Genomic DNA, 14,685 nt, shown 5'->3' with positions numbered 1-14,685 from the left:
TTTTCAGCCGATAACATAGTTTTGGATAAGGATTGCCATAATGATTCCAAAAACAATTCCCAAGGCTCTTCCTTGAATAATCGCGGTGACGTCTTGGTCGAGGAGAAACGGGTCGCGTCGGCTGCTCCAGACGGTTTTTAATAACACGGGACGTGTTATCAGCGTAAGTGCGGCGACGACTGCCGAAACAAGGATTTGATGCAGCGAGTGTAATCGAGCGAAAATTGAAAACGAATCGACGAGAAATCCTATTGCCAACGCTATGACGGTGGTTACGAGAGCACCAAAGAACAGGCCGCCCATGAATTTGTTGACTGAGTCGTTGGAGTCCACTTGAAACCTCATCGAGTTAGTTTGTCCAGTTTGATGAACAATTGTTTTATTAACCTGATTCAATCTGGCATCTTGAAAAAAATGCTTTATCTGCGACGCGAGCCGCGTTGATTTTCAAAATCAAATTGAATCAGCGAGTGTAAATTTAATAAGGTAGGGTGGATATCGGCGCAATCTGAAACGCGATGGGACAATTCCGAGCCGCACTTTGAGATCGGTCAATGAGTGGCGGGCCGGCATCGAAGTCTGATTGTGGGGATGGCATCAGCGTGATGCGGCGTGAGCGATGCAAAGCAGGTGCGCGAATAAAAAAGGCCCTCAAGCTTTCGCCTGAGGGCCTTTTCTACGCGATGCAAATTCAACCGCGAAATCCTGGTGGGTGGTACAGGGATTGAACCTGTGACCCCTGCCGTGTGAAGGCAGTGCTCTACCGCTGAGCTAACCACCCGAAGAGCTTTGGATTATGTCAGAGCTTCGCCGTTTCGTAAAGAGAATCTTCCGGCGCTTCAATAATTCGGGTCCCGTTTCAAGGCGCCGCCGAAACCTCGACACCAACAACCGTTTCGATTCTCCAAACGCTGGTCCCTTTGACTGCTTTGTCCAGGTCATCGAGTGCGGCGAGATGCGCACTCAATTCTTCCTCCGATGCGAGCAGCACCGGCAACTGCAGATCATCCAGCGCGATACGCGGCGCATGACCCGGCCCGGACGTCGGCATTTCGCCAAGCATGTCGATGACGAGGCTTTCCTGACCGCGCGTCATCGCCAGATAAACTTCCGCGAGCAACTCCGAGTCGAGCAGGGCGCCATGCAGCGTCCGGTGCGCGTTGCTGATGCCAAACCGGTCGCACAACGCATCGAGCGAATTGCGCTTGCCGGGGAACATCTGCTTCGCGCTCACCAACGTGTCGATCACGCCGCCGCAGACTTCCTTCACGCAAGGCATGCCGAGAAGGGCGAACTCGACGTCCATGAAACCAACGTCGAACGGTGCGTTATGGATGATCAGCTCCGCGCCCGCCACGAAATCGCGCAGCTCATGCGCGATATCCGCGAACTTGGGTTTGTCGCTGAGAAATTCCGTAGTGAGGCCGTGCACCGCGAGCGCGCCCGGATCGCTGTCGCGCCCTGGATTCACGTAGAAGTGCAGGTTGTTACCGGTTAGCCGTCGATTCACAAGCTCGACGCAGCCAATTTCAATAATACGGTCGCCCGTGCGGGCGTTGAGGCCGGTTGTTTCGGTATCGAGTACGAGTTGGCGCATGGAGATAGAAAGTTAGCCTTCGGCGAGTGAAGTCACGCCGCGATTTGCGAGCGCATCGGCACGTTCATTTTCCGGATGGCCGGCGTGGCCTTTCACCCAGCGCCATTCGATCTGGTGCTGGACCACGAGTGCATCGAGCCGTTTCCAAAGATCCGCGTTCTTGACGGGCGTTTTCGCTGCCGTCATCCAGTTCTTCTTTTTCCAGCCGTGGATCCATTCGCTGATGCCTTTCTGCACATATTGCGAATCGGTGTGGATCACCACCCGGCACGGACGCTTCAGTGCCTCGAGCGCCGAAATCACGCCCATCAGCTCCATGCGGTTGTTGGTCGTCGGCGTCTCGCCGCCGAACAACTCCTTTTCCTGGTCGCCGAAGCACAACAGCGCGCCCCAGCCGCCCGGGCCGGGATTGCCCTTGCAGGCACCGTCCGTGTAGATATCGATTACTTTGTCTGTGGAGTTTAAGGTCATCAATGCTCGTTGCGTGTGTGCGGCGTGGCCACCGGGGCCAGGCCCGGTGCGAGGGCGGGTTTTTTCAGCTTGCGAGGCCCGATCAGGCGCATGCCGCGCACGCGCTTGATGGCGGTGATCATGTAGGCCGCGCCAAAAATGGGCCACCAGCGGTCACCTGCGGCTTCCATGAACTGATAGCGCGCAAGCCACTGATCAGTCAGCAGCGGCGGACGATAGCAGCCGAAGCGCCCGCGTTCAAGATCGAATCCAAGCAACTTGATCCAGTCCTTGATCCGCGTGAACGCGATCATTTCATGCGCCGACGGCACGAACGGCCTGCCGGCGACCTTGCCGAGCGATTGCCGCGCGCCCCACAAACTGAGCGAATTGAAGCCGAGAATGATCAACTGGCCCTCGGGCATCAGCACGCGTTCGGCCTCGCGCAACAGCCTGTGCGGATCACTCGTGAATTCAAGCGTATGCGGCATCACGAGCAGATCCACGCTCTGCGCCTCGAACGGCAAGTCCAGCAGGTCGCACCATACGGCGCTGCGGCCCGAGGGCGCGTGCAAACCGCGGCTCGCCGATGGCAGCGCGGTCACGCCCGGCCGTGCATCGGCGGAAATGGCGGGCGGCAGTGTGAAAGGCGCGCTCGCGGCGCTGGCGGTATCGAGCACGAGGCCGCGATACGGCATGCGATTCTCCCGCAGCGCGTCGAGCCCGGGCAGGCCCAGTTGCAGGGCGTGATAGCCGAAAATATCCGATACCACGCGGTCGAGCTGCGCCTGCTCCCAGTCGAGCACGTAGCGGCCGGGCGCAGAAACGGTCCAGGCGGGCCAGTCTATAATCGTTCGCTCTGACATGTTCGGGTGAGTCGCCTTATGAAAACGCTTGAGTACGTGCCGGTTCCGGCGTTTGAAGACAACTACATCTGGGTGATTTCCGACGGACAAGATGCCGTCGTTGTCGATCCGGGCGAAGCCGCGCCTGTTGAAGCCTATCTGACGAAACGCGGTTGGCGGCTGACTGCTATTTTACTCACGCACCATCATCACGACCACGTCGGCGGCGTCGCAAAATTGCTCGTTAGCCGACCGGCCGATGGTGAAATCCGCGTGATCGGCCCGGCCAGCGAGGCGATCGACCATCTGACGCGGCGCGTGAAGCAGGGCGATATTGTAAGTATCGCGAGTCCGGCGCTGGAATGCTCGGTTATCGACGTGCCCGGCCACACCGCCGGCCACATCGCTTATTTCCAGGCGGCAGACCCGCAAGACACGCCGCATCTCTTTTGCGGCGACACACTTTTTGCAAGCGGTTGCGGCCGGCTTTTCGAGGGCACGCCGCAGCAAATGCTGGCTTCCCTCGACGCCCTTGCCGCACTTCCGGACGCAACGCTCGTTCACTGCGCGCACGAATATACGCTGTCGAACATCCGTTTTGCACGCGCGGCGGACCCTGACAATGCGGCACTTGTGGCGTGGGACAAGGACGCGCACAGCCTGCGCGCGCGCAATGAGCCGACCATTCCCACCACACTTTCGCACGAACGCCAGGCCAATCCTTTCCTGCGTGTTGACAATGAAGACGTACAAGCCACGCTCGCCGCCCAGTTCGAGCGTCCGGTGCGCGACCGACTCGATGCCTTCACGCTAATGCGCGGCTGGAAAGACAAATTTCGCTAACCCGCAATCCGCTGCGGTTATCTTCATCTGAAACGTTGAAATGCTTTGCAGGTCCCGGATTTTGCTGCGTTTTTTGCATTTATATTGACGTGATGCGTGCGGTTCCGTACTATCGGGTCCAAATTTCCAAGCACATTTTTTGGAATCCGAGACGTTCATGCGATTGATTTTTAGTGCGCTACTCGTCCTGACTTTGGCTGCATGTGCCAGCCAGGGGCCGACAGCGACCAACTCCCTATCTTCACTCCCTTCCGCCGAGAAGCAGCAAGCCGTAGCTGACACCATCCGCAAGACCTCTGCCGCCAAGGAAACGATCAACGTCGACAAGACGTCCGTCGATTCGCTTTCCGGACCTGACGGTGACTTGTGGGGCCGTATCCGCCGTGGTTTCCAGATTCCCGATCTGCAAAGCGACCTGGTCGACATGCAGGTGAACTGGTACGCGCAGCGCCCCGATTACGTCGAGCGCATGACCGGGCGGTCACAGAAATATCTGTATCACATTGTCGAGGAACTCGAGCAGCGGCACATGCCGACCGAACTCGCGTTGCTGCCGTTCATCGAGTCGGCTTATAACCCGCAGGCGCTTTCCGTGGCAAAAGCCGCCGGCATGTGGCAGTTCGTGCCGGGCACCGGCCGCGACTACAACCTGAAGCAGAACATGTTTCAGGATGAACGGCGCGACGTGCTGGCATCCACCAGTGCAGCGCTCGACTATTTGTCACGGCTCCACGACATGTTCGGCGACTGGCATCTGGCGCTCGCCGCGTACAACTGGGGCGAGGGCAGCGTCCAGCGCGCGATTGCGAAGAACGAAGCGCTCGGCTTGCCGACGGACTATCAAAGCCTGCGCATGCCGAACGAGACGCGGAACTACGTGCCGAAGCTGCAGGCCGTGAAGAACATCATCGCGAATCCGCAGATGTACGGGCTCACGTTGCCTGATATCCCGAACCATCCGTATTTCGTGACCGTGACCACGGCGCGCGATATCGATGTGACCATGGCCGCCCGGCTCGCCGGCATGACCGTGGAAGAGTTCCGTTCGCTGAATCCGTCGTTTGCGAAGCCGGTGATCCTGGGCGCGACCAACCCGCAAATCCTGCTTCCGTTCGATAACGCCAACACCTTCCAGAAAAACCTGAAGACGTATTCAGGCGCGTTGTCGTCGTGGACCACTTATACGGTGAGCGAACGCGCGACGCCTGCAATGATCGCGCAAAAGATCGGCGTGGACCCCGATACGCTGATGTCCGTGAACCGCATTCCGGCCGGCATGCGGCTGAAGGCGGGATCGACCATCGTGGTGCCGCGCGGCGATGACGACGACGAGGACATCAGCGCCGACGTCGCCGAAAGCGCGATGCTCGCCGTCGAACCCGACGTCCCCGACACCCGCAAGATGCTGATTCGCGTCCGCCGCGCGCAGTCCATGTCCACGTTCGCCGATCGATACAACGTGTCGGTCGGTCAACTGAAGGGCTGGAACCGGACGCATCGCGATACGGTCCTGCCGGGCCAGTTGATCGTGCTGCATGTGCCGGTCGGCCGTGCGGTGCCGGCTGAACCCGGTCCGGTTCGCATGGAAACGGTGAGCGCGACAAGCCGGACGAGGGGCGGTGTGTCGAAGATCGGCACGCACGCGCCGCAGTCGAAGGGCGTCAGCGCGCGCAACGGCAAGGCAGGCGCGGCGCCGGTCAAGGTAACGCGTGTCGCCGAGAAAGCCAGCGCGCCTGCGAAAGGCAGGCCGGCAGTGGCGGTATCGAAAAGTACGAAGACCGTAGAGAAAAAGAAGAAATAATACGTTGTCCACGCGGTCAAGAATCCACGCCGTCACCAAGGTGACGGCGTTTCCATTTGGGCCGGCAAGTTAAACTTCCGCTTCAATTCCAAAAAGCCCTGCGCTGCACATGACGTCATCCGTTCGTCTTCGCGTGTTTTTCCTGTTCTCGGCCGGTTACTTCGTCTCGTACGTGTTCCGCGGCGTGAACCTGGGCTTCGCGCCGTACATCACACACGATCTGGGGCTGTCAGGCGCCGATCTCGGCTTGCTGACATCGCTGTATTTTCTCGGCTTCGCGGCCGCGCAGATTCCCGTGGGCATGTTGCTCGACCGGTTTGGGCCGCGCCGTGTCACCGCCGGCATGCTGCTGTTCGCGGCTCTCGGGATCGGCGTGTTTGGCGCAGCGCGGGGTATCGGCGGGATGATGCTAGGGCGCCTTTTGATCGGCGTGGGCGTGTCCGTGTGCATGAGCGCGGCGTTCAAGGCGCTCGCCCAGATCCTTCCCGTTGCGCAATTGCCGATGGTCAACGGCTTTGTCATGGCAGTCGGCGGTCTTGGCGGCGTGGTGGTCGGCTCGCCGCTCGCCTGGACGCTGGGCGTGACCGACTGGCGTCACATCTGCTTGGGTCTCGTCGTGATGACGCTCGCCGTGGCCGCAGCGATCTTCCTGTTTGCACCTGAACACCGTGATGACGGACATCGAAAAGCGGACATGCTCACCCAGTTCAAGGGCACGTGGCATATCTTGCGCAGCGGCGCGTTCTGGAAGATCGCATCGTTTTCGGTGGTGACGCAGGGCGTTTTCTACGCCATGCAGTCGCTCTGGATCCGGCCTTATCTGCTCGATGTCATGGGCCTCAGCGCCCACTATGCGGCTGTGCTGGTATCGGTGCTCGGTATTGCGATGATGATCGGCTGCGTCAGTTTCGGCGCGGCGGCGCGCAGTCTGGCGAAGCGCGGCATCACGGTTTACGCGTTTTGCGGCTTCGGCATGGGGCTGTTCGTGCTCGTGCAGGTACTGATGTTCATGCGCGCGCCAATCCCTCCCGCGTTGCTGATTGCGTGTTATGGCATTTTCGGCGGCACGGGCATCCTGAGCTACGCCGTGATGGCTGAATATTTCCCGACACACATGATCGGCCGCGCGCACAGCACGCTGACGCTGGTCCTGTTCATCCTGATCTTCGGCCTTCAGGTCGGCATTGGCGCGATGCTCTCGCACTGGCCCGTGCAAGCGGGTCACTATCCGGTCGCCGCGCACTTGAGCGCATGGGGCGTGTTGATCGGGATGCAGATCGCAAGCGCGATCTGGTACGTGCTGCCAAGCAGCGTTCTTGAAAAGCGCGGGGGCGTGGTCTCCTGAGTCGGAGAAGGCCGCCGGGCGTGGTTTGCAGCTCCGAGCCTGGAACGCGTCTTGCGTGCGGCACGTCTCAAATTTGGAGGGAAGGGCTATTTCGGGCTATAATTCGAAGGTTTGAGCAAATCAACCTACACCCTAGCGCCTACCTCCCACTCACCGTTCATCCGCCGCGCTCAAGGCCCGATGCGCGCAACCCGCCTGACGCACGATCCGCCCTTCTTCAGACTGAAGGTGCATCGGCAGAAAAAGGCGAGTGATGCGCCAACGCCTTGAAACGCGATGCGGGTCTGCACGCGCCACGTACAAGGCCGCGCGCGATCCCACGGTCGGATGACAGGTCGGCAACAGGGTGTTCCCAAGGAGCCTCCCGTGTTGCCGTCATTCTCTCCCGCAATCCTCGCACTCGCCGACGGCACGGTCTTTCGTGGTCACTCGATCGGCGCGTCCGGTCACACGATCGGCGAAGTGGTGTTCAACACCGCTATCACCGGCTATCAGGAAATCCTGACTGATCCGAGCTACGCCCAGCAAATCGTCACGCTGACGTACCCGCATATCGGCAATGTCGGCGTGAACGCTGAAGATGTCGAATCCACCAAAGTCCATGCCGCCGGTTTGATCATCCGCGATCTGCCGGTGCTCGCATCGAATTTTCGTTCCGAACAATCGCTTGCCGATTATCTGAAAGCCGAAAACGTCGTCGCGATTTCCAATATCGATACTCGCAAGCTCACGCGCATCCTGCGTGACAAGGGTGCGCAAAACGGTTGCATTCTTGCTGGTGACGACGAAGTCAAAGCGCTCGAACTCGCGCGCTCGTTTCCGGGTTTGTCGGGCATGGATCTCGCAAAAGTCGTCTCCACGAAAGAGAAGTACGAGTGGACGCAATCCGAATGGAAGCTGGAAAGCGGTTACGGCGAGCAGAAAGCGCCGCAATACCGAGTGGTCGCGTTCGACTACGGCGTGAAGTACAACATCCTGCGCATGCTCGCGGAGCGTGGTTGCCACGTCACCGTGCTGCCGGCTGAAGCCACCGCCGCCGACGCGCTCGCGCTGAACCCCGACGGCATCTTCCTCTCGAACGGCCCCGGCGATCCAGAGCCGTGCGACTACGCGATTCGCGCAACGCGTGAATTCATCGAGCGCGGCATTCCTACGTTCGGCATTTGCCTGGGTCACCAGATCATGGGTCTCGCCGTCGGCGCCAGGACCATGAAGATGAAGACGGGCCATCACGGCGCGAATCATCCGGTGAAGGACCTCGAAAACGGCCGCGTGGTGATCACGTCGCAGAACCACGGTTTTGCAGTCGATGCATCCACGCTCCCCGCCAACGCAAAGGTCACGCACACGTCGCTGTTCGACGGCACGCTGCAGGGCTTCGCGCTCACCGACAAGCCCGCATTCTGCTTCCAGGGACATCCGGAGGCATCGCCGGGACCGAACGATATTGCGTACTTGTTCGACCGCTTTGTCGGCCTGATGGAAGCGCAGAAAGTCGCGGCTTGATCGACGCATTTGAATCGACGCAGTTGGGTTGACGCAGCGACAAAACAGAACACGCAACACAATCATTGAGAGCAGTTATGCCGAAGCGGACAGACATCAAGAGCATCCTCATCATCGGCGCGGGACCGATCATCATCGGCCAGGCGTGCGAGTTCGATTATTCGGGCGCGCAGGCGTGCAAGGCGCTGCGCGAGGAAGGCTACAAGGTCATTCTCGTCAACAGCAATCCCGCGACGATCATGACCGACCCGAATACGGCCGACGTGACGTATATCGAGCCGATCACGTGGGAAGTGGTCGAGCGCATCATCGATAAAGAACGCCCCGACGCCATCCTCCCGACCATGGGCGGACAAACCGCGCTGAATTGCGCGCTGGATCTGTTCCATCACGGCGTGCTGGAAAAGTACAAGGTCGAGTTGATCGGCGCGTCGCCGGAAGCCATCGACAAAGCCGAAGACCGGCAGAAGTTCAAGGAAGCGATGACGAAGATTGGCCTGGGTTCGGCCAAGTCGGGCATTGCGCATTCGATGGAAGAGGCGCTGCAGGTGCAGGCGGAGATCGCTGCGCAGACGGGCAGCGGCGGCTACCCCACTGTGATTCGTCCTTCGTTCACGCTGGGCGGATCGGGCGGCGGCATTGCCTATAACAAGGAAGAGTTCGAGGAGATTTGCCGTCGCGGGCTGGACCTGTCGCCCACGCGCGAATTGTTGATCGAAGAGTCGCTGCTCGGCTGGAAAGAGTTCGAGATGGAAGTCGTCCGCGATACCAAGGACAACTGCATCATTGTCTGCTCGATCGAAAACCTGGACCCGATGGGCGTGCATACCGGCGACTCCATCACGGTCGCGCCGGCGCAAACGCTCACCGACAAGGAATACCAGATCCTGCGCAACGCATCGCTCGCGGTGCTGCGCGAGATCGGCGTGGACACGGGCGGCTCGAACGTGCAGTTCGCGATCAACCCGAAAGACGGCCGCATGGTCGTGATCGAGATGAACCCGCGTGTGTCGCGTTCGTCGGCGCTGGCATCGAAGGCGACAGGTTTCCCGATTGCCAAGGTCGCCGCGAAGTTGGCCGTCGGCTACACGCTCGACGAGCTGAAGAACGAGATCACGGGCGGTCAGACGCCGGCATCGTTCGAACCGACCATCGACTATGTGGTGACCAAGATCCCGCGTTTCGCGTTCGAAAAATTCCGCGAAGCCGATGCACGCCTGACAACGCAAATGAAGTCGGTCGGCGAAGTGATGGCAATTGGCCGCACGTTCCAGGAATCGTTCCAGAAGGCGTTGCGCGGTCTGGAAGTGGGTGTCGACGGACTCGACGAAAAGACCGCCAGCCGCGACGAAGTGATTCGTGAGATCGGCGAGCCGGGTCCGGACCGGATCTGGTTCCTGGGCGACGCGTTCCGTCTCGGGCTGACTGCTCAGGAAATCTTCGAAGAGACGTCGATCGATCCGTGGTTCCTCGCGCAGATCGAGCAAATCATCCAGAAGGAAAAGGCGCTTGGCGGCCGTACCGTCGACAGCCTGACCAGGGACGAAATGCTGTACCTGAAGCAGAGCGGGTTCTCGGATCGCCGCCTGGCGAAGTTGCTGGGCTCCGATCAGACGGCCGTGCGCAAACATCGTCACGCATTGAAGGTGCGTCCGGTTTACAAGCGCGTGGACACATGCGCCGCCGAATTCGCGACGAAGACCGCTTACATGTACTCGACCTACGAGGACGAGTGCGAAGCGAATCCGACGGATAAAAAGAAGATCATGGTCCTGGGCGGCGGTCCGAACCGGATCGGGCAGGGCATCGAATTCGATTATTGCTGCGTGCACGCAGCTTTGGCGATGCGCGAAGACGGCTATGAAACCATCATGGTCAACTGCAATCCAGAGACCGTTTCCACCGACTACGACACGTCCGATCGCCTGTACTTCGAATCGCTGACGCTCGAAGACGTGCTTGAAATCGTGGAGCTGGAAAAGCCGGTTGGCGTGATCGTGCAGTATGGCGGCCAGACGCCGTTGAAGCTCGCGCTGGACCTCGAAGCGAACGGTGTACCGATTGTCGGAACATCGCCGGACATGATCGATGCCGCCGAAGACCGCGAGCGTTTTCAGAAGCTGTTGCAGGACCTGAACCTGCGCCAGCCGCCGAACCGTACGGCGCGCGCCGAAGACGAAGCACTGCGTCTCGCCGAGGAAATCGGCTATCCGCTGGTCGTGCGCCCGTCGTACGTGCTTGGCGGTCGCGCGATGGAAATCGTCCACGAGCCGCGCGATCTCGAACGCTACATGCGCGAAGCCGTGAAGGTGTCGCACGATTCGCCGGTGCTGCTCGACCGTTTCCTGAACGACGCCATCGAATGCGATGTGGACTGCATCTCGGATGGCGAGGCGGTGTTCATTGGCGGCGTAATGGAGCATATCGAACAGGCGGGCGTGCATTCCGGCGACTCGGCTTGCTCGCTGCCGCCGTATTCGCTGTCGCAGGAAACCATCGATGAACTCAAGCGCCAGACCGGCGCCATGGCGCGTGCGCTGAACGTGGTCGGCCTGATGAACGTGCAGTTCGCGATCCAGCAAGTGCCGCGTGAAGACGGCACGAAGCAGGACGTGATCTACGTGCTCGAAGTGAATCCGCGTGCTTCGCGCACGGTGCCGTATGTATCGAAGGCGACGGGTTTGCCGCTGGCGAAAATCGCCGCTCGCGCGATGGTCGGCCAGAAGCTGTCGGCGCAAGGCATCACGAAGGAAGTGATCCCGCCGTATTTCAGCGTCAAGGAAGCGGTGTTTCCGTTCGTGAAATTCCCGGCGGTCGATCCGGTCCTCGGACCTGAAATGCGTTCGACGGGTGAAGTCATGGGCGTGGGCCGCACATTCGGCGAGGCGCTCTTCAAGTCGCAACTTGCGGCCGGATCGCGCTTGCCGGAAAGCGGCACGGTTCTCCTGACCGTAATGGACGCCGACAAGCAAAAGGCCGTGGAAGTCGCGACCATGCTGCACGAACTCGGCTATCCGATTGTCGCAACCAAGGGCACGGCTGCGGCTATCGAAGCGGCGGGCGTTCCGGTCAAGGTCGTGAACAAGGTGAAAGATGGCCGTCCGCACATCGTGGACATGATCAAAAATGGTGAAATTGCGCTGGTTTTCACGACCGTGGATGAAACGCGCGCCGCAATCGCCGATTCCCGCTCGATCCGCATGAGCGCGCAAGCGAACAAGGTCACGTACTACACGACCATGTCCGGCGCCCGTGCGGCGGTCGAAGGCCTCCGATATCTGAAGGACCTGGAAGTCTATGATTTACAAGGACTGCATGCTCGCCTAAACTAAGGCTTCAGATTCGAGTCTCAGCAGTATCAGCAGTCTCCATATGAAGTCTAAGTATCAAGGGCCGCGGTTAAGCGGCGTCTCCCATATTTACCGGGAGATGCACTTAACCGCGGTAATTTTTTTACGTCTGCATTTTTGCGTAATGAGTTGGTTATGAGCACAGTTCCTTTGACTAAACGTGGCGCAGCGTTGCTGCGCGACGAATTGCAACATTTGAAATCCGTAGAACGCCCGTCGGTCGTCAACTCGATCGCCGAAGCGCGCGCACAGGGCGACTTGTCGGAAAACGCAGAGTACGACGCTGCCAAAGAGAAGCAGGGCTTCATTGAAGGCCGGATTGCCGAGCTCGAGTCGAAGCTGGCAGGCGCGCAAGTCATCGATCCGACCGAGGTGGAAGCCGACGGCCGCGTGATCTTCGGCGCGACCGTCGAGCTGGAAGACCTGGATTCGGGCAATTCGGTGACCTATCAGATCGTCGGCGACGACGAAGCCGACATCGATCACGGCCTCGTGTCGATCAGCTCGCCTATAGCACGTGCGCTGATTGGCAAGACGGAGGGCGATGTTGCGTCGGTGCAGGCACCGAGCGGCGCGCGCGAATACGAAGTCATTGCGGTCAAGTACGTCTGATGGCTCATCGATTCTTTCGGATCGTCGCCATGATCTGGGTCGGCAGCGTGCTGGCCCTGGGTTACATCGCAGCACCCGTGCTGTTCAGCATGCTCGACCGGACCTCCGCGGGTTCGGTCGCGGCGCAGCTTTTTCGCATCGAGGGCATGCTGGGCATAGTGTGCGCGCTGGTGCTGTTGGTCATGGCGAATCGCCTGGTACGTACGGGTTTCGATGAGTACAAGCGGACGCGCTGGGTGATCGCGGGCATGCTGCTGTGCGTGCTGATCGGCTATTTTGCCTTGCAGCCGTTCATGAACGCCTTGCGTGTGGCGGCACAAGAGGGCGGGATGGAACTCGCGCAGTCACCGTATGCAAGCCGGTTCGGCATGCTGCACGGGGTATCGAGCGCGTTTTACCTGATCGAGAGTGTGTTGGGACTGGTCCTGTTCTGGCGCCTTCCGCCGGGACGGTTCCCTGCGCAAACCGCGGTTCCGAAGGGAAAGACAGCCAGCGTCGCAGCACGTCGCGCACGCGGCTGAAAAAAAGCCGGTGGGATCCGAGCTGATCGGATCACACCGGCTTTTTGCTTTCCGGGCGAACCCGGAACGGCTTACTTCGACGACTGATGGTGGCGCTTGGCGCTCGGCAGACGTTTCTTTGCACGCTTCACGTTGCCGCCGGCGGTGACGCGTTCATTGCCACGAACCAGCAGTTTCTGCTTTTTCGGCTTGCGGACCACCGGTGCATCGCGGGTGATCTTCACGACCTTCACCACGCGCGGGGCGCGGCCTTTCGTGGATGCATCGGCAGCTTCACCCGCGCTCGGCGGCGCAACGCGATTCGCGCCGCGCACGCCAGCCGTGCCGGTTTTGCGTGCAGGCGCAGCGTCGTCTTCCGGACGCCACACCACGAGAAGTTTGCCGATCTGCTGGACTGGAGCCGCGCCCAGGCGATCACAGATTTCGGCGTAAGCGGCGACGCGGGATTCGCGGTCATCGCCGAAAACCCGGATCTTGATGAGCTGATGCGCGGCGAGGTGGACTTCGATCTCGGCGAGCACGGCCTCGGTCAGCCCTTCGCCGCCAATGAGTACAACGGGCTTGAGCGCGTGAGCTTGGGAGCGCAGGTCGGCGCGTTGGGCAGGAGAAAGTTTAAGAGCTGACATGAGAAGTAACGGACTCGACTAAAATGAGGGGCGACGTAGCGTAAAAGCGGCTGAACGGTCGCGATCGCAATAACAAAGACGGGCAGGGCGGAACGCCTTGCTCGGAACATGACGGACGGCGCGAGGTGTGGCGGCGAGCAAACGGACTTGATTTTAACGAATCTTTAATCGCCGAAGCTCAGGTATTGCGCCGGCCAATTCGGCTGGAATGCCTTGCCGGTTGGCTGCTTCCGGCTACCATCCCGCGCGCACCACAAGGCGCAACGTCGCCGAAACCGGCTGTCCATATACACGAAGGCTGCTTCAAATTTGAGCAGCAGCCCGAATTAGACGCGTATTATCCGCTAAAAGTACAGCTTCACGCAGCAAGAGTTCATTCTTAATGGCAAAAAACCGCTTCAACTACTCGTGGCTGCACGACCACATCAATGACCCGTACGTGAAACTCGCGCAGCGCGAGGGGTATCGGGCGCGCGCCGCGTACAAGCTGAAGGAGATCGACGAGCAGGACAAGCTGATCAAGCCGGGGCAGATCATCGTGGATCTGGGGTCGACTCCGGGAAGCTGGAGCCAGTATGTGCGCAACAAGCTGGCCAAAGGGGCGAACCGCGGTGACACACGCGAAGGCGGGATAGATGGCAAGATAATTGCGCTCGATCTCCTGCCCATGGAACCCATTGCCGATGTTACGTTTTTCCAGGGTGACTTTCGGGAAGACGCGGTGTTGGATCAACTGAAAGAATTGGTCGGGGATCATCAAGTCGATCTTGTAATCTCGGACATGGCCCCCAACCTCTCAGGTGTTGCGAGTGCGGATGCCGCCCGGATGGAGCATTTGTGTGATCTGGCGCTGGAATTTTCGCAAAACCACCTGAAACCGGATGGTGCGCTGCTGGTTAAATGTTTTCACGGCAGCGGTTATAGTCAGATTGTGGAAAAGTTCAAGCATCAATTCAAAATCGTCGCGCCACGCAAGCCTAAGGCGTCGCGCGACAAATCGTCCGAAACGTTTATTTTGGGCAGGCAACTCAAGCGTCGTGAGTGAGAGTTGCCGGCGAAACCGCCTCGGAGGAGCTTGTGTCCAACGAGCGTTTTTGCCGAAAGGGTCCAAGAATCGGATCCGGCCGCTATCTTCGTGCTAGTCAAAGGTTATAGCAGGGGCTTGCGGTCTGGATTAGAATGCTTTCGT

13 protein-coding genes and 1 tRNA gene are annotated in these 14,685 nt (G+C 59.7%); 8 read left to right on the top strand and 6 right to left on the bottom strand.

Annotated elements, in window-relative coordinates; translation table 11 throughout:
• Window positions 1-3: 3 nt before the first annotated feature.
• The 5 genes from AX768_RS10610 to AX768_RS10590 form a co-directional block, all read right to left on the bottom strand.
• Window positions 4-333 (bottom strand): hypothetical protein, encoded by a 330-nt coding sequence (locus tag AX768_RS10610; RefSeq protein ID WP_082778881.1) that lies wholly within the window; start codon window positions 331-333, stop codon window positions 4-6.
• A 373-nt stretch (window positions 334-706) separates the two neighbouring features.
• Window positions 707-781, bottom strand: a tRNA-Val gene (locus tag AX768_RS10605).
• Window positions 782-859: 78 nt separating this feature from the next.
• Entirely contained in the window at window positions 860-1,597 is a 738-nt protein-coding gene (gene dnaQ, locus AX768_RS10600) for a DNA polymerase III subunit epsilon (protein WP_061999921.1), read from the bottom strand.
• A gap of 12 nt (window positions 1,598-1,609) precedes the next feature.
• Window positions 1,610-2,068 (bottom strand): ribonuclease HI, encoded by a 459-nt coding sequence (gene rnhA / locus AX768_RS10595; RefSeq protein ID WP_061999920.1) that lies wholly within the window; start codon window positions 2,066-2,068, stop codon window positions 1,610-1,612.
• The gene (locus AX768_RS10590; RefSeq protein WP_056354262.1) at window positions 2,068-2,913 is read right to left on the bottom strand and encodes a class I SAM-dependent methyltransferase; all 846 of its coding nucleotides are present in this window, start codon (window positions 2,911-2,913) and stop codon (window positions 2,068-2,070) included. The genes rnhA and AX768_RS10590 overlap by 1 nt, the downstream gene beginning before the upstream one ends.
• Window positions 2,914-2,931: 18 nt before the next feature.
• On the opposite strand from AX768_RS10590, the gene gloB reads away from it, so the two are divergent.
• The 7 genes from gloB (at window position 2,932) to AX768_RS10555 (ending at window position 12,870) form a co-directional block, all read left to right on the top strand.
• Window positions 2,932-3,735 carry a hydroxyacylglutathione hydrolase gene (gene gloB / locus AX768_RS10585; RefSeq protein WP_061999919.1) on the top strand — a complete coding sequence of 268 codons (804 nt, stop codon included), beginning with the start codon at window positions 2,932-2,934 and terminating at the stop codon, window positions 3,733-3,735.
• Between the two features lie 157 nt (window positions 3,736-3,892).
• Window positions 3,893-5,536, top strand: coding sequence for a transglycosylase SLT domain-containing protein (locus AX768_RS10580; RefSeq protein ID WP_062000929.1), 1,644 nt, complete (start codon window positions 3,893-3,895; stop codon window positions 5,534-5,536).
• 109 nt (window positions 5,537-5,645) lie between these two features.
• A complete protein-coding gene (locus AX768_RS10575; protein ID WP_061999918.1) occupies window positions 5,646-6,881 on the top strand; it encodes an MFS transporter in 1,236 nt (411 codons plus the stop codon).
• Window positions 6,882-7,247: 366 nt separating this feature from the next.
• Window positions 7,248-8,387: a glutamine-hydrolyzing carbamoyl-phosphate synthase small subunit gene (carA, locus tag AX768_RS10570; RefSeq protein ID WP_061999917.1), complete on the top strand. Its 1,140-nt coding sequence runs from the start codon at window positions 7,248-7,250 to the stop codon at window positions 8,385-8,387.
• Window positions 8,388-8,464: 77 nt separating this feature from the next.
• Window positions 8,465-11,719: a carbamoyl-phosphate synthase large subunit gene (gene carB, locus AX768_RS10565; protein WP_061999916.1), complete on the top strand. Its 3,255-nt coding sequence runs from the start codon at window positions 8,465-8,467 to the stop codon at window positions 11,717-11,719.
• A 153-nt stretch (window positions 11,720-11,872) separates the two neighbouring features.
• Window positions 11,873-12,349 carry a transcription elongation factor GreA gene (gene greA / locus AX768_RS10560; RefSeq protein WP_061999915.1) on the top strand — a complete coding sequence of 159 codons (477 nt, stop codon included), beginning with the start codon at window positions 11,873-11,875 and terminating at the stop codon, window positions 12,347-12,349.
• On the top strand, window positions 12,349-12,870 hold the full coding sequence (locus AX768_RS10555) for a DUF4149 domain-containing protein (RefSeq protein WP_061999914.1): 522 nt from the start codon (window positions 12,349-12,351) through the stop codon (window positions 12,868-12,870). The genes greA and AX768_RS10555 overlap by 1 nt, the downstream gene beginning before the upstream one ends.
• 71 nt (window positions 12,871-12,941) lie before the next feature.
• On the opposite strand, the gene AX768_RS10550 is transcribed toward AX768_RS10555, so the two are convergent.
• A complete protein-coding gene (locus AX768_RS10550) occupies window positions 12,942-13,496 on the bottom strand; it encodes a YhbY family RNA-binding protein (protein WP_061999913.1) in 555 nt (184 codons plus the stop codon).
• 382 nt (window positions 13,497-13,878) lie between these two features.
• Here AX768_RS10550 and AX768_RS10545 point away from each other — a divergent pair, with 382 nt between their 5' ends.
• Window positions 13,879-14,541 carry an RlmE family RNA methyltransferase gene (locus AX768_RS10545; protein WP_061999912.1) on the top strand — a complete coding sequence of 221 codons (663 nt, stop codon included), beginning with the start codon at window positions 13,879-13,881 and terminating at the stop codon, window positions 14,539-14,541.
• Window positions 14,542-14,685: the final 144 nt, after the last annotated feature.

This window comes from Burkholderia sp. PAMC 28687 (assembly GCF_001577465.1).
GTDB lineage: Bacteria > Pseudomonadota > Gammaproteobacteria > Burkholderiales > Burkholderiaceae > Caballeronia.
This window is presented reverse-complemented; position numbering and strand designations above follow the sequence as displayed.